Annotated in this window: 13 protein-coding genes; 5 read left to right on the top strand and 8 right to left on the bottom strand. The window is 53.3% G+C overall.

Annotated elements, in window-relative coordinates; all coding sequences use genetic code 11:
- The first annotated feature begins 305 nt into the window (after window positions 1-305).
- On the top strand, window positions 306-1,007 hold the full coding sequence (ctrA, locus tag ACKPCT_RS22030) for a response regulator transcription factor CtrA (protein ID WP_090073375.1): 702 nt from the start codon (window positions 306-308) through the stop codon (window positions 1,005-1,007).
- 282 nt (window positions 1,008-1,289) lie between these two features.
- Here ctrA and ACKPCT_RS22025 read toward each other — a convergent pair whose 3' ends face one another.
- From ACKPCT_RS22025 to ACKPCT_RS21995, 7 genes are all read right to left on the bottom strand, one after another.
- Window positions 1,290-2,261 carry a CheR family methyltransferase gene (locus ACKPCT_RS22025; protein ID WP_090073373.1) on the bottom strand — a complete coding sequence of 324 codons (972 nt, stop codon included), beginning with the start codon at window positions 2,259-2,261 and terminating at the stop codon, window positions 1,290-1,292.
- The gene (locus ACKPCT_RS22020) at window positions 2,258-3,499 is read right to left on the bottom strand and encodes a protein-glutamate methylesterase/protein-glutamine glutaminase (RefSeq protein WP_175528078.1); all 1,242 of its coding nucleotides are present in this window, start codon (window positions 3,497-3,499) and stop codon (window positions 2,258-2,260) included. Before ACKPCT_RS22020 ends, ACKPCT_RS22025 begins: the two co-directional genes overlap by 4 nt.
- A gap of 30 nt (window positions 3,500-3,529) precedes the next feature.
- The gene (locus ACKPCT_RS22015) at window positions 3,530-3,895 is read right to left on the bottom strand and encodes a response regulator (RefSeq protein WP_090073369.1); all 366 of its coding nucleotides are present in this window, start codon (window positions 3,893-3,895) and stop codon (window positions 3,530-3,532) included.
- Between the two features lie 37 nt (window positions 3,896-3,932).
- Window positions 3,933-4,424: a chemotaxis protein CheW gene (locus tag ACKPCT_RS22010; protein WP_090073368.1), complete on the bottom strand. Its 492-nt coding sequence runs from the start codon at window positions 4,422-4,424 to the stop codon at window positions 3,933-3,935.
- Window positions 4,421-7,252 (bottom strand): hybrid sensor histidine kinase/response regulator, encoded by a 2,832-nt coding sequence (locus ACKPCT_RS22005; RefSeq protein ID WP_090073366.1) that lies wholly within the window; start codon window positions 7,250-7,252, stop codon window positions 4,421-4,423. Before ACKPCT_RS22005 ends, ACKPCT_RS22010 begins: the two co-directional genes overlap by 4 nt.
- Window positions 7,253-7,514: 262 nt before the next feature.
- Window positions 7,515-8,225 (bottom strand): histidine phosphotransferase ChpT, encoded by a 711-nt coding sequence (chpT, locus tag ACKPCT_RS22000; RefSeq protein ID WP_319567984.1) that lies wholly within the window; start codon window positions 8,223-8,225, stop codon window positions 7,515-7,517.
- 255 nt (window positions 8,226-8,480) lie between these two features.
- Entirely contained in the window at window positions 8,481-8,951 is a 471-nt protein-coding gene (locus tag ACKPCT_RS21995; protein ID WP_319567983.1) for a YHS domain-containing (seleno)protein, read from the bottom strand.
- 310 nt (window positions 8,952-9,261) lie between these two features.
- Here ACKPCT_RS21995 and ACKPCT_RS21990 point away from each other — a divergent pair, with 310 nt between their 5' ends.
- From ACKPCT_RS21990 to ACKPCT_RS21980, 3 genes are all read left to right on the top strand, one after another.
- The gene (locus ACKPCT_RS21990) at window positions 9,262-9,867 is read left to right on the top strand and encodes a DUF1134 domain-containing protein (RefSeq protein WP_090073363.1); all 606 of its coding nucleotides are present in this window, start codon (window positions 9,262-9,264) and stop codon (window positions 9,865-9,867) included.
- 296 nt (window positions 9,868-10,163) lie between these two features.
- Window positions 10,164-11,582 carry a hypothetical protein gene (locus ACKPCT_RS21985; RefSeq protein ID WP_319567982.1) on the top strand — a complete coding sequence of 473 codons (1,419 nt, stop codon included), beginning with the start codon at window positions 10,164-10,166 and terminating at the stop codon, window positions 11,580-11,582.
- Between the two features lie 140 nt (window positions 11,583-11,722).
- Window positions 11,723-13,546, top strand: a complete 1,824-nt coding sequence (locus tag ACKPCT_RS21980) for an ABC-F family ATP-binding cassette domain-containing protein (RefSeq protein WP_319567981.1) — start codon at window positions 11,723-11,725, stop codon at window positions 13,544-13,546.
- A gap of 52 nt (window positions 13,547-13,598) precedes the next feature.
- Here the strand turns inward: ACKPCT_RS21980 and ACKPCT_RS21975 are convergent, their stop codons facing one another.
- Window positions 13,599-13,841 carry a hypothetical protein gene (locus ACKPCT_RS21975; protein ID WP_319514067.1) on the bottom strand — a complete coding sequence of 81 codons (243 nt, stop codon included), beginning with the start codon at window positions 13,839-13,841 and terminating at the stop codon, window positions 13,599-13,601.
- A 134-nt stretch (window positions 13,842-13,975) separates the two neighbouring features.
- Between ACKPCT_RS21975 and ACKPCT_RS21970 the strand changes: the two genes are divergently transcribed.
- Window positions 13,976-14,884, top strand: a complete 909-nt coding sequence (locus tag ACKPCT_RS21970; RefSeq protein ID WP_319567980.1) for a DMT family transporter — start codon at window positions 13,976-13,978, stop codon at window positions 14,882-14,884.
- Window positions 14,885-14,972 lie beyond the last annotated feature (88 nt).

The following is a 14,972-nucleotide window of genomic DNA, read 5'->3' as shown; positions in this document are numbered from 1 at the left end:
TCTCTAGTGGGTTTGCTAGGGAAATTCTTCCTAGTAGGTCAAAACCGACAACGCCAGATACAGAGTATCACTTAATAATTTTTCTTAATGTGAAACTTTACGTCTGGTACTGGGAACAATTTTCCTAGGATTCAATGGGATATCACTTTTCTTTGTGAAGTTCCAACGTCAGGCTTGCGCAGTGGAATCAGTATTTGTTAACCATTATGTACTAGCCTCGGAATCTGGGTTAAAAATTTGGTTCTTGTCGGCTGCGACCCTGCAGATTGCTCCGAGCCCAGAATAGGCAAACAAAGAGGATTGGCATGCGCGTTTTGCTAATTGAAGACGACGGCGCCACAGCACAGAGCATCGAGTTGATGCTTAAGTCTGAAAGCTTCAATGTCTACACAACCGATCTCGGTGAAGAAGGCATTGACCTTGGTAAGCTGTACGACTACGACATTATTCTACTGGACTTGAACCTGCCGGATATGAGCGGTTACGAGGTACTTCGTACTCTGCGCGTTTCCAAGGTGAAAACTCCGATTCTTATCCTTTCCGGTCTGGCCGGCATTGAGGACAAGGTTCGTGGGCTAGGCTTCGGTGCAGATGACTATATGACCAAGCCATTCCACAAGGATGAGCTGGTAGCCCGTATTCATGCGATCGTAAGACGCTCGAAGGGCCATGCACAGTCTGTTATCACGACTGGCGAGTTGACCGTAAACCTCGACACCAAGACTGTCGAAGTGGAAGGCCAGCGCGTTCATCTGACAGGCAAAGAATACCAGATGCTTGAGCTTCTCAGCTTGCGCAAGGGAACGACCCTCACCAAAGAGATGTTCCTGAACCATCTATATGGTGGCATGGATGAACCAGAGTTGAAAATTATTGACGTGTTCATCTGTAAACTGCGCAAAAAGCTCGCAACAGCGACCGGCGGGCGCAACTATATCGAAACCGTATGGGGCCGTGGCTATGTGCTGCGCGAACCTGACGAAGAGGGTATGAGAGAAAGCGCCTGAAAAGACACTGATGACTGATTAGGCCCGGCCGCCAAATGCCGGATTATCGATCAGTATTGCAATCCACATCCTCTTTAGAAAAAGCCGCCTCTTACGGGCGGCTTTTTCTTTGGCACAATCGTCCCTATTCACTTTGGTTCTTTTCCGGTTTCTTTGGCTTAAGCTAGGGGCCCCTGCCAATAAAGCCAGGAAGCCACTTGTATCACACAAAGAAAAACCGCCCTGATGCCTATCAGAGCGGTTTCTTTTTCTATAGCGAAGGGAATTTTCCGCTGCGTCTGGTTATTTGCGTCCACCGGGAATGCTGGACAGTCTCGAGGACGAAAACACGGATGGCTTCGCAACGGTTTGCCCCGCTCCCAAGGCACGAGACCCAAAATTGCTTTGGGCACTCTGTCCAACGGCAATCTTTGGTTGCGTCGGGCTGGCGGTTTTCCCTGCTGCACCACGAGCGTTGCAATAGAGCCCTCGTTTGCCGGGCACTGCCTGAAAGGCGTCTGTCAGGCCAACTACGGTTTCGGCAGCCCCCAGAAGCAAGTAGCCATCATCAGGCATTTGCTTGGCCAGCCGCTGCATGATGTCTGTCTTTGTTGCCTGATCAAAATAGATCAGCACATTTCGGCAAAAGATGACATCGAATTGCCCCATGGCGGAGAAACTCTCCAGCAAATTGAAAGGCTTGTACGTAACCATAGACCGGATTTCCGGTGCAATCTGCCACATTTCCCCATGCTGTGTGAAATATTTCAACAGCAGCTGTACAGGCAGACCGCGTTGCACTTCAAACTGGCTGTAAAATCCGGCCTTCGCCTTTTCCAACACCTCGTGAGAAATGTCGGTTGCGATGATTTCAAAGCTCAGCCCACCCAATTTCGACGCATTTTCCTTGAGGCTCATGGCCAGAGAATAGGGTTCCTGCCCTGTGGAAGCGGCAGCACACCAAATGCGCACACGGCCCCGTTTACGGGTTTCAACCAGATGCGGAACAATCGTATCAACGAAATGCTCGAAGGGTGTTTTATCACGAAAGAAGAAGGACTCATTGGTGGTCATCGCTTCGACGACAGCCGTCTGCAATGTGCGATCGCCAAACCCTTTCAGCTTGCCAATCAGTTCGCTGATGGTTTGCAATCCGGCCTTGCGTGCGATCGGCATCAAGCGGCTCTCAATGAGATACTGCTTGTCATTCGAGAGCACCAACCCTGATTTTTCCTTCAAGAAGCCCTGCAAGAAAGAATATTCCTGTGGCGTCATGTCCGCTCCCCCCTAAATACACGCATTACTTTGGAGCCAATCTGATTGAGCGGTATGACGGCAGCGCAGACACCAGCCTGTGCGGCGGCTCCTGGCATGCCCCAAACAACACTGCTTGCTTCATCTTGAGCTAATATACTGCCACCGGCATCAACAATGTGGCGAGCGCCTGCAGCGCCATCATGGCCCATACCGGTCAGAATGACACCGAGAGCGGCTGCACCATAGACCTGAGCAGCACTTTCGAAAAATGGATCAACTGCTGGCTTGCAGAAATTCACCGGCGGCCCATCGGTGAGCCTGATAACAGCCTGGCCGGCCTGTTTGGTCAATTCCATATGCTTGCCACCAGGGGCAACATAGATATGCCCGTTCTGCACCACCTCTCCATCCTGCGCTTCCGCTGAAGGCATTCCGGAAGCCCGGGCCAAATGATCGGCTAGAATGGCCGTAAAGGTCGCCGGCATGTGCTGGGTGATCAGAATTGGCGCCGAACGCATTTGTGGCCCGATTTCCTGAAGCAGCTTTTCAAGAGCCTGTGGCCCACCAGTAGAGCTGCCAATCAACAACGCACGAGGGCGAGCAGACCCCATCTTGCGCAGCATGATCCCGTTTGGACCCGCAACAGTCCCTACTGGAGCCGAAGCAGCCGTTGCAGTCGCAGGCTTGCGTCCAGCGGCAGTATCGGCAGCAAGGGCCTGTCGGCTTTGCTGTGCGCGTGCGGTCGGTGCTGCGCCTAGACGGCCAGCCGTAGCACGCGATGCACGAAACTGCGCAGGGCCATCCTCAACAGCGCCGCCAATAGCCTTGATCTTGGCCAGCAGCTCTGTGCGGAATTCACGGGATGTGGTGATCTGGCTGTTCGATTCCGGCTTGGGCACGTAATCGGTAGCGCCCAGCGAAAGCGCACGCAAACTGATTTCGGCGTTACGACGGGTTAGCGTCGAAGCCATCAGAATTCTCGCTTTTGAGTAGTTTTTCAAAAGCAGAGGCAGCGCAGTGAGCCCGTCCATGTCGGGCATTTCGATGTCCAGAACAACGATATCAGGTTTTGACTTGGCGATATCCTCAACAGCCAAACGGCCATTGCGATGCGATCCAACCAGTTCAAGCGCCGGATCCTCGCTGACCCACCGACTAATCAAACCACGAATGACAACAGAGTCATCGACTACCATCACTTTCACTTGTCGTGAAGGAGATTTCGCAACAGTAGCCTCAGCGGACATCAGACCCATATTAAAAACTCACACAAGAGGAAAACTGACTTAAATCAGACCGACTTCTTGAAGCTTGGCTTCCACGATGTCGCGGTCAAACGGTTTCATAATATACTCGTTTGCCCCAGCACGGATCGCCTTTGCTATGTGCGCAACATCATTTTCAGTGGTACAGAAGATAACCTTCGGATTTGCTCCGCCTTCCAGTTTGCGAAGCTCCATAAGAAAATCCAGACCGTCCATGACAGGCATATTCCAGTCAAGCAGCACGGCATCAGGCATTTGAGCCGCACAGCTCTCAAGAGCTTCCTTGCCATCTTCCGCCTCGAAAATCTCGAAGTCGAGATCTTCAAGAATGCGACGAGCAACTTTTCTGATCACACTGGAGTCATCAACTACCAGACACGTTTTCATATTCTTTGTCTCCAAAGGTACCGCCGAGCGGGATCAACTAGGCAGCAACGCCCGTTGTAACCATATCGCCCAGAACACGATCAACATCGAGAATAACCATGAGTTCCCTGTCCAAGCGATGCACGCCAGCTGCAATGTCAGCCCAGCGGGAATCAAGATTGCTTGGCACGGCCTCACGGCTCGTCTCGCTCAAATCCAGAACCTCCCCAACGCTATCGATAATCAGGCCGTAGGATTCCTCCTTGAACTCGATTCCGATAGCCATCATGCTTCCCTCATGTTCATGAGGGGGCAGACCAAGACGCTTGCGCATATCAATTGCCGTCACGATCCGTCCACGGAGGTTCAGCACACCGGCAATTTCCACCTGAGACAGAGGAACGCGGGTAACAGATTCGGGAACGAAAACGTCGTGAACGCGGTTGATTGGCAAGCCAAACAGCTGGCCGGAGATGAAGATCGTCACATACTGGATAGTTTCATTGACGCTGTCATCTTCCAGCTCTGGTGTCATATGATGGTTGCTCATGCTGCAACTCCCAATTCAATGCGTTGTTCCTTCAGAGAGGCAATGAGGCCAGGACGGTCAAACTTGGCAACATAGTCATTGAAGCCAGCCTGACGACCGCGCTCGATAGCAGCCGGCGTGCACAGCGATGACAGGGCGATAATTGGAATATCGCGGGTCGCTGGCTGACGGCGGATTGCCTCGCAAAGCTCGAAGCCGTTCATTTCGGGCATTTCGATATCCGATACGACGATCTCGTAGCTCGGGTCTCTCTCAAGAACAGACAGAGCCTCTGAACCGGACGAACAAATCGTCACTTCATAACCGGCCGCTTTCAACACTGGGCCGAGCATGTTACGGAAGAAGCTGGAGTCATCAACAAACAGCAGTTTCTTGGTCAGAAGATCCTCGTCACTCATTTCCTTGCGATGGAACCAGTCCTCGAAAGCCTGTGGCAAGAAGTGCCCCACATCGATGATCTCGGTTGCCTTGCCCTTGATCACTGCCGTACCAAGAATGCCCGGAACTTCTGAGGACACCTCGATATTGAGCTGTTCGTCGACAATATCGACGATTTCATCTACCACCAGACCCATGGAGCGCCCTGCATCAGAGAAGACCAGCATCGGCTGGGATCCTTCGGTGCGACGCTGCACGAAGTCGTTGACCTGAACCAGCGGCATCAGGCTGCCTCGATACTGAACCATGTCGCGACCATTGGAGAATTCGATCTGTTCGATTTCGAATTCTTCCAGACGCGTGACCAGTGAAAGCGGCACAGCTTTCGGTTCTGGCGAACCGGCGCGGAAGATGAGCAGCGAAACAGTATTCTGTTCCTCTGGCAGCGCTTCTTTTTCTGCAGCTTCAGTGCTGGCTTCCACATCGGTGCCAACATGGCTACCGAAGGCCTGAGCCACACCATTGGGATCAAGGATCATGATCACGGAACCATCACCCAGAATGGTGTTACCGGAGAACATGGTCAGGTGGCGCAGCATGGTCGCCATAGGTTTGACCACGATTTCCTCAGTATGGAAGACAGCATCGACAACAACGCCGAAGGTCTGGGCACCAACCTGCATGACGACAATAAAGCCATTGTCATCCAGTTCGATATCGTTGGTCTCGCCCTTGTTATCAATGCCAAGCAGGTTGCTCAAATGGATGAGCGGCAGCAGCTTGTTGCGCAAGCGCAGCACCGGCGTATCCTTGATCCGTTCGATCTTGTGCTCGGAATTATTCTGGACACGAACCAGCTCTACAACGGAGAGCTGCGGGATCGCAAAACGATCACCCGATGCCTCGACCAGCAATGTGGAAACTATGGCCAGCGTCAGTGGGATCTTGATGGAGAAGGTCGACCCCTTGCCCGGAATGGACTTCAGATCAACGGACCCACCGATCAGTTCGATGTTGTTGCGAACAACGTCCATGCCGACACCGCGACCGGACACGTTGGTCACTTTCTCGGCAGTAGAGAAGCCAGCCGCAAAGATGAACTTGTTGATCTGCTGTTCGGACATTTTGTCCAGCTCAGCTTCAGTCGCAAGCTCATTCTTGAGGATCTTTTCCTTGACCTTCTCGGTGTTGATACCGCGCCCGTCATCGGAAATGTCGATGATGATATGCCCGCCTTCATGATAAGCGGAAAGGGTCACAGTGCCCTTGGCCGGCTTGCCCATGGCAACACGTTCTTCACCATTCTCCAGACCATGGTCGGCAGAGTTGCGGACCATGTGGGTCAGGGGATCTTTGATCAGTTCTAGAACCTGGCGGTCAAGTTCAGTATCCTGACCGATCATGACCAGATCGATTTCCTTGTGCAGGTCGTTGGCCAGATCGCGAACGATACGTGGCAGTTTCTGCCAGGCGTTACCGATTGGCTGCATACGGGTCTTCATGACCCCTTCCTGCAGTTCAACGGTGACGTTGGAGAGACGCTGCAACGGAACCTTGAATTCGGAATCTTCATGACGGCGCACGATTTCGAGCAACTGGTTGCGGGTCAGCACCAGCTCGGAAACCATGGTCATGAGATGTTCGAGCGTTTCGACATTCACGCGGATGGACTGATGTGCCCCGCCGCCCGATTTCTGCTCTTTCTCGGCTTTGGGCTCTTCTTTTTTCTTTTTGGCCACAGGCGCCTTTTCGGCAGGAGCCTTGGTCGTTGGCACCTTGCCTAGACGTTTCTGCGCAGCAGCATCGGCAACGGCAGCTTCGGCAGCTTCCTTTGCGCTCTGGGCTACGTCGAAATCTTCTGGACCGTCGGCCTCGCGGAAAGCGCGTTCCAACTCATCCAGAGAAACCTCACCGGCCTTGAGCTCACGCTCCAGAACCTGATAAACTTCGTGAGCGGGTTCGCCTTCGGATGGCGCTTCTGCTGCCGGGGTTTCTTCAGCAACGTCTGCTGCGGGCGCTTCAGCGCCGCCGCCACTGGCCTGATCCACCACAGAGGTTCCCTGCCCGGCCCACTTTCCTACGCCAGACAAACGATCCAACTGATCAATGAGATCATCATCAGAGCCTTCTGGTTCCGCCTCATTCGCCTCCAGCTCTCCGACGATCTCCTTAATTCGATCAAGCGAGACAAGAATGATGGAAACAGCTTCTCCTGTCACAGGAGCCCCGTCTCGGAACTTGCCCATCAAGGTCTCGGCGGCATGCGCAAGGCTTTCTAGTCTTGGAAGCCCCAAGAAACCGCAAGTCCCTTTGATAGTATGTACGAGACGAAAGATGTTATCGAGGATCTGAGCATTATTTGGCTCTTGCTCAAATTTGACAAGCTCAACGTCTACAACGTCAAGGCTTTCATTCGTTTCCTCGATAAATTCACGTAAAAGATCATCCATGGCCTAAAACCCTGATTCTTGGCGGAAACCGGTCCGAATAGACAGTTATTCCGCTTCAGTCTCGGGCCAAAGCGTTAATTTAAGCTGAAGCAAAGCACACAAACATTCAAACTTGATGCAATTCTCGGGGCATCTGTTTATAAAAGTTTCGCGACTTTGGTATGAATGACTATACTTGATTAATGTAGAATAAATTCAATAGTCTGGATACAGTTCTGTCCAGAATATTATCCGTTTACGATAAGTAACTCTACGGATCACCTCAAGCTTCGGAAGGCTCCTCGCACGGGATCGCCTGACCGATCATTTCATCGGCACTTGGAATGTGAACCGGCTTGGCCTGAATGGTGATGGTGTCATCAACCCAATCAAACGCGAGGTCCATTTTGGCTTCCCGCGCAAGCAGGCCGGTATAATAAGGCTGGATTGAGTTGGCAGTGAATCCCTGTTCGTCAGCCGGACGACCGCGCAGCAGCCGATCAAGGCTTGCCGGGATGCGGGCATTCTTGCCTTCGGAAACCAGTTTGAAGGTCGGATATTTGGGATCGCCCTCATGAGATACCTTGATGGTCCCCCCGCGAGGAATGGTTGAAATGCTGATCATGATCAGGTTGAGCAGCAGCTTGACCAGATTTTTCGGCATCAATACGCGGGTGCCTTCCCACTCTATTTCAGCCTTCTCGGAGTTCATATAGCCACGCGCAACACTTTCTGCATCCCCGGTATCGATCTCCGCCCCGGCAGAGCCTGCTGCACCGAATGCGAGGCGTGCGAACTGAAGTTTGGCAGATGCCGTGCTGGCGCTCTTGGTAATAAGCTCCATGGCGAAGGTCTGCATCTCCTCGCCATTATCTTCTTCAAGAACTTCCAGACCGTTGATGACGGCCCCGACAGGACTGATGATATCGTGACAAACACGGCTGCAAAGCAGCGCGGCCAAATCCATCGAAGACAGTGTATCAATACCAGACATTGCACCCTCTAAAAGCAGCGGCATAGCTTTGGGCTCGGTTCAACACCAGCTCTGGTTCCTGATACTCAACGGACCCCAAAGGTTAGCAGATTTATTAGAATACGAATCAACCTTTCGCACAATTGGAAGCATTACCTTTTAGCCCCCCCGCTGCCAAGGCCAGAAGCCGCACAATCGACCTGTTTCACAGACGCTTGCGCATTTTCACGCAGCCAGCAACGCAGATTGAAAAGATTAGACACGCTTTTACACAATTCAGCGCGACAAGGTGCCCTCGATCGCGGGCCATTCGCCATCGGCACGTTCCACATGCAGGTCAACCGCCTCGGCCCAGGCCGCACGCGCAGTATAGGAATAGAAAAGAAACAGCCGGTTCCTGTAAATCGCCCAGACATTGGGGTTGCTGTCCGATGCATAGCCCCGGGCCATCGCCAACGCACCGTGCCCGCCATATTGAGGCGCGTAAACATCCGGGTTCTGCATGAATACGGCTTTGTTGGCTCTGGAAGAGAAGATCCACGAGACCCCGTTCCAGACATATTCATGCTCTCTGAGGCCTAAGACTGCCGAATGCTCCGTGAAATAGGCAACCGGGTCATACCCGTAGATGGCATAGCCCGAACGGGAATCGGTCACAATCCTGCGTGACTGCGCTGTCGCCTCTGCAGTCGAGCTCATGCCCGTTGCTGAAAAGACAAGAGCAAGCAGAATAAGGAGAAGACGCATACAGAGAAATCCTTGTCGACCAACCATGGAGCGCCCGCATCGCATTACTCGTTTCTGAAGCAATGCATCCGCCTTTTTATCACAAAAAAGGGGCAACAGTGGATGAGATGCAATGGCAATCACTTTTTTGCTCTTATTTCGGGTTAAAATCAGATTGTGAGTCTTTCCGTTAAATAAAAGTGTCATCCAACGATCAATGTAAACAAAAGCTTTTCATTTTCACTTGCAAGTGAGGCCACTCCTGTAAAAAATGGCAAGCAGAATGAAGGAAGATCGGTGGAAAAGCTGCCACAGCATTACAAGGATATTCATGATGGCAAATCTGGCCTGGTCAAACGAACTGAGAAACAAAGGCAAGGAATTGCTTTTGCTTGCGTTCACCATCGCGGCCCTGACGGTCTTCGCATCAACGGCACGCGCACAGACAAACCAGCATTACACGACGAACGAAATCGTGGCCACTGGCCACAAATTCTTTGGAACTGTCACCGGCGGCCTGGCATCTGCGGTTGAAAAAGCCGTCTCGAAATATGGCCTGCCAAACGGCTACATTCTTGGTCAGGAAGGTAGCGGAGCTTTCGTTGCCGGCGCACGTTATGGCGAAGGCGATCTCTACACCAAGAATATGGGTACACACAAAGTCTTCTGGCAGGGGCCTTCGATCGGCTGGGATTTTGGCGGTGATGGCAACCGCACCATGATGCTGGTCTATCATCTACCCAGCGTTGACTATCTCTATCGCCGCTGGGTCGGGGTCAATGGCTCAGCATATCTGGTTGGCGGCTTCGGTGTTACCGTTCTGAGCCTTGACCAGCAATATTACATTGTTCCCATTCGCTCCGGCGTAGGCGCAAGGCTGGGCGTGAATATCGGCTATTTGAAATTCACACGCAAAGCCACCTGGAACCCGTTTTGATTGTGATTGCATAGACACTGTATAGACACTGCTCTTTCCAACCGGCATTTCCGGTCAGAAAGCGCAGTGTCACGCTATTTTTTAATTCCGCTAAGCAAGATTGGCTGCTATCTAGGCGATAACAGCCTTTCTTTTCATGAAAGGCAGATTGTCTGCCTATATGAGATTATGTTTGAATGTCGAGGTTTCGGCTGCACACCGTTTGGCCGGTCTGTATCTGGAAAGCTGACAAGACCATCTGATGGGCGCATAGATTTCAAGTTTGCCAAGGCACGCCAGCAAGGAAGAAAAACACCGTGATCGCAATCATCATGTACATATTGCTCGGGGTATTTGTCACTCTGCTGCTGATGCTGCTTGTGGTTCCGATGATCTGGCGCCGGGCCGTCCGCTTGACCCAAAAAAGGCTCGTGGCGGAAATTCCCATAAGCTACAACGAGCTTCAGGCCGAGAAGGACCATATCCGCGCGGAAATGGCTGTCGACATGCGCCGACTAGAGGTCATATCCAACCGCCGGCAAGATGAACTAGCCAATCAGACCATCAAGATCGACCGCCTCAACGCCACCCTTGAGAAGCGGGACAGCACGATCGAGCAGCATGAAGAGGAATTAGAATCCCTCAAGAGCACGCTGTCCGATCAAAAGGCAGAAACCGACCAGATCTCTGACCTACTGCAGGACACGAAAGCCCTGCTGGCTGAAGCCCGTCAGGCGATCGCAAATCTGGAAACGGACAAGGTCGACCTCAACAAGGAAATCTATTATCTGGAGACCAATGTCGACGAACAAAAGGTCGAGTTGGCCGCCCAGATGGCCCGCATAGAAAATCTCAGGGACGAGATTTCCAGCCTCTCCAGCCAGCTCACCGCACAGACCAATGAGCGCAGTAAGGCAGAATCCCTGCTTGGCCAGCGCACCAATGAACTGGAGCGCACCAAGGAGCGCCTCACGGCTCTACAGGACAAAGTCGATGGCTTGCAAGCCGACCTTGCCGACAGAGACAGCAAAATCGACACGCTGTCCATTCAGCTTGATCGCGCCAATCAGCAGTCGGCAGAAAGCGGCAGCGACAGCGATACCCTTCTGGCAGAAGCAGAAACCCGTCGTATGGAAGCAGAAGCCAAGATCGCCAATCTGGCCATGCAGCTGGAAACCCAACAGAAACTGCAAGACGGAGAAAATCTGTCTAACGTCATCAATGGCCTCGAAAAGGAAAAGCAGGTGCTACAGGACGAACTGGATAAAGCGCTCGCCAACAACGAGGATCTTGCAACACGTCTTGATGCTCTCGAAAAACAGCTCCAAGACAACAAGGGAGAGGAAATACCCAGTGGCCCTCTCACCACGCGTGAGCAGATACTTCGTGACGAAATCAAACAGATCGCAAGCCGCCTGTCCGAGTTCACCACTCCCAAGGCAGACGCCAACGATGACAGTGAAGATACCGCCTCGGTAAAGGCCGAAGCGATCAAGGCAACAGTGATCCGGGCATCCCAGATCAGCGAAAGGGTCGAGAGAACGGCAGCCAACCTGCAGAATGCGTCTGAGGCGTCAAATTCTGAAGCCTCAAACACCGACGACGACAGCTCCGACGAAAATTCGGATGATGCGTCTGACCAACGCCCGGACCCCAAAAGCGCAAAACAGGACCCGTGGTCGCAAGTTTTCTCTCTTGCTGATCAGGTGCGGGAGCTGGAAAAAAGCTCCAACTAGCACCTCATTGACCGGATGAAAGGCAAGCGCGCAATCCACCGTGGGCCTTGCCAACAGCTTCGGCTTTGTTTAAAGCCAAGGACGAGCAATCGCTTGACTATTCCTGCAAGCTTTCCAACTCATTTTCGGACAGACTTTTCATGGCACCACCGCTCCTTCACCTTCAGGATATTCATCTGGCAATTGGCGGACAGGCTCTTCTGGCTGGCGCCGAACTGGCCGTGCATGAAGGGGATTCCATCGCGTTGGTCGGCCGGAACGGGTCTGGCAAATCCACGCTTCTGAAAATCGCAGCAGCTATAGTCGAACCCGATGGAGGGGACCGCTTCTTCCAGCCGGGCACCACATTGCGCTACCTGCCGCAGGAGCCGGATCTTACCGCCTTTGATACGGTGCTGGATTATGTCGAGGAAGGCCTCGCCCCCGGCGACGCCCACTATCGGGCGCAATATCTGCTCGAAGAGCTGGGCCTTACTGGCAAGGAAAACCCAAGTGACATCTCCGGCGGCGAAGCCCGCAGGGCCGCTATCGCCCGTGTTCTGGCACCGGAACCTGATATCCTGCTGCTGGATGAGCCAACGAACCATCTCGATCTACCCGCCATCGAATGGCTGGAAAGCGAACTCAAGCTGATCCGCTCGGCCAAGGTGATCATCAGCCATGACCGTCGCTTCCTGGAGAATCTCACACGCAACGTGGTCTGGATCGATCGCGGCACTGCACGCAGGTCCAACCGAGGCTTCGCGAATTTCGAAGCCTGGCGCGATGAAGTTTTCGAGCAGGAGCAGATTGAAGAGCAAAAGCTCAAGCAGAAGATTCTGGCCGAAGAGGACTGGATTCGCTATGGCGTCACTGCCCGACGCAAACGCAACGTGCGCCGCCTTGGCGAGCTGGGTGCCCTGCGCGAGAAGAAGCAGCATATGGCCCAGAACCGCCCGCAGGGCGATGTGAAGATGAGCGCGACAGAAGGGGAAAATTCCGGCAAGTCGGTCATCAAGGCCAGAAATATTTCCAAGAGCTTTGACGGGCGCACCATCGTCAAGGATTTCTCCATGGAGATCCTGCGCGGTGATCGCATTGGCATTGTTGGCCCCAATGGCGCAGGCAAATCGACCCTCATCAACCTGCTCACCGATGGCCTTGAGCCTGATAGCGGCTCGGTCAAGCTGGGTACGAACCTGCAGATGGTGACCCTCGACCAGAAGCGCGAAAGCCTCAATCCCGATTGGACGCTGAAGGAAGCCCTCACCACCCATGACGGTGACATGGTACAGGTGGGCGACAGCTCCCGCCACGTGGTCGGCTATATGAAGGACTTCCTCTTCCGCCCTGAACAGGCCCGAAGCCCGATATCAGTGCTTTCCGGCGGCGAACGCGGTCGGCTGATGCTGGCCCGCGCCCTTGCCAAGCCGTCCAACTTCCTTGTCTTGGACGAACCGACCAACGACCTCGATCTGGAGACGCTTGATCTGTTGCAGGAAGTCATCGACGACTATTCAGGCACAGTGCTGCTCGTCAGTCATGATCGTGATTTCCTTGACCGTCTGTGTACCACCACCCTCTATGCGGAAGGCGATGGCCGCTGGACCGAATATGCTGGTGGCTACACCGACATGATTGCCCAGCGTGGCTCGGGCGTCACCGCACGCAAAGCCGCCAAGAAGGAAAAGGCATCAAAAGCCCAATCCACCTCCACGGAGGAGACATCGGCGCCCAGACAGCAAAAGGGCCTCACCTTCAAGGACAAGCATCTGCTCGAGACGCTGCCGGCCAAGATGGACGATATTCAAGGCAAAATCGATCGCCTGCGCGCCCGTCTGGAAGACCCCGACCTGTTCAGCAAGGATCCCGAGACCTTCAACAAGGCCGCCAAGGCACTGGAAGCGCAGGAAGAACTGCTGGCAAAAGCCGAAGAAAAATGGCTAGAGCTGGAAATCCTGCAGGAAGAACTGGGCGAAAGCTGATCTGGCTGAGCCCGGTTACAAACAGAGACCATCTGCGCCCATCTGCCTTGCATCATTCTTCCAGCTTGTGGCTATCAGCTGCGGTCAGCTCAAGCCCGTAGGCTTTGCGTATGGTCTCGATGAAGTCCAGCGTCTCGGGACTGAAGGGCGCCTTGCCTTCAAAACTGTGTAGCACAATCCCCTCGATCAGGTCTCCCAGACCGATTTCCAGATGCGCCGCCAGAGCCTTCATTACCTTCAGGACATTCTTTTCCAGACGAACGCCAGTCTGCACACGCTCAATTTTTTTCGCCACGGCCGCGCCTCTCTTCCATCATTCTGATTCGCATTCAAGATGCCACTCTCTCACCACCTGTGACAACAAGGCACTTTACTTATCTGTATTTTGGTACCATGGTACCATTTCTCTTAAAATGCGGATAAATTGTCATGACCAGCAATCAAAAAGCCGTCCTCCTCGCTTTATGTTCAACTGCCCTGATGACGGCAACAGCAAGCTTGGCGAAGCTGGCCGCACATGACTATCACGTGCTCCAGATCCTGTTCTTCCGACAGATCGTCATTCTTCTTTCAACCCTGCCGCTCCTCGTCAAAGATTTCCCAAACGCGCTCAAGACCAGCCATCCGGGGCTTCACTCCTTACGCCTTTCCGGCGCTTTCGCTGCCTTGTCTCTTGGCATTCTGGCTGTGAGCGGTCTGCCATTGACCACCGCAACCACCCTTGGCTTTGCCAATATCTTCTTTGTTTCTTTGCTCGCGCACCAGTTTCTTGGCGAAAGGCTTGGCCCATTCCGTCTGGTCGCCATTGTTTCAGGGTTTATCGGCGTCTTTATCGCCATCAAACCGACGCCAGAAAGCTTTCTGGACGGCTTCAGCCTGATTGCCCTTGCAGCTGCCTTTGGCGCCTCTCTGGCAGCGCTTTCGGTAAGAAAGCTGTCCCAGACCGAATCCACCACCACCCTGCTCTCCTATCAGGCTCTTTTCATTGGCCTTTTATCGGGCATTCCCATGATCTGGCTCTGGCGGCAACCAGACCTGACAGACCTCATCCTTCTTCTGGGTATGGGGTGCTTATCGGCAGCGGGCAACTGGATCGGCATTCGAGCATTGCGACTTGGTGAAGCGGGGCTGGTCAAGAGCGTCGACTATATCTCGCTGATCTATGCTGCCCTGTTCGGCTATTTCATTTTCGGCGAATATCCCGATAGCAGCACTCTTTTGGGGGCCGGCATCATCATTCTGGCGGCCTTTGCCATCGTGCAGCAACGCCCTATTGAGAAGCTGCTTTTCTCAGCCAACCGCAAAATGCGCCGCACTGATCGCTGCTATAAAGGTTGACAGCTTTTTCTATGGAAATTTTCCCTTGTATCCCCTATGGTCCGGCCCAAATCGGATCCCTTGTTTATGGTAGATCGCGCCTGCCCTG

Origin of the sequence: Cohaesibacter marisflavi (assembly GCF_963665895.2) — a bacterium.
GTDB classification, from domain to species: Bacteria; Pseudomonadota; Alphaproteobacteria; order Rhizobiales; family Cohaesibacteraceae; genus Cohaesibacter; species Cohaesibacter marisflavi.
The sequence above is the reverse complement of the archived record's forward strand: the minus strand, read 5'-3'. Positions and strand labels throughout refer to the sequence as shown.

Coding starts and splice junctions, on each gene's coding strand:
- chpT (WP_319567984.1), bottom strand. CDS start 8,225: ATGTCTGGTATTGATACACTGTCTTCGATGGATTTGGCCGCGCTGCTT.
- ACKPCT_RS22020 (WP_175528078.1), bottom strand. CDS start 3,499: ATGGGTCTGATGTCCGCTGAGGCTACTGTTGCGAAATCTCCTTCACGA.
- ctrA (WP_090073375.1), top strand. CDS start 306: ATGCGCGTTTTGCTAATTGAAGACGACGGCGCCACAGCACAGAGCATC.
- ACKPCT_RS21995 (WP_319567983.1), bottom strand. CDS start 8,951: ATGCGTCTTCTCCTTATTCTGCTTGCTCTTGTCTTTTCAGCAACGGGC.
- ACKPCT_RS22005 (WP_090073366.1), bottom strand. CDS start 7,252: ATGGATGATCTTTTACGTGAATTTATCGAGGAAACGAATGAAAGCCTT.
- ACKPCT_RS21970 (WP_319567980.1), top strand. CDS start 13,976: ATGACCAGCAATCAAAAAGCCGTCCTCCTCGCTTTATGTTCAACTGCC.
- ACKPCT_RS21990 (WP_090073363.1), top strand. CDS start 9,262: ATGATGGCAAATCTGGCCTGGTCAAACGAACTGAGAAACAAAGGCAAG.
- ACKPCT_RS22010 (WP_090073368.1), bottom strand. CDS start 4,424: ATGAGCAACCATCATATGACACCAGAGCTGGAAGATGACAGCGTCAAT.
- ACKPCT_RS22015 (WP_090073369.1), bottom strand. CDS start 3,895: ATGAAAACGTGTCTGGTAGTTGATGACTCCAGTGTGATCAGAAAAGTT.
- ACKPCT_RS22025 (WP_090073373.1), bottom strand. CDS start 2,261: ATGACGCCACAGGAATATTCTTTCTTGCAGGGCTTCTTGAAGGAAAAA.
- ACKPCT_RS21980 (WP_319567981.1), top strand. CDS start 11,723: ATGGCACCACCGCTCCTTCACCTTCAGGATATTCATCTGGCAATTGGC.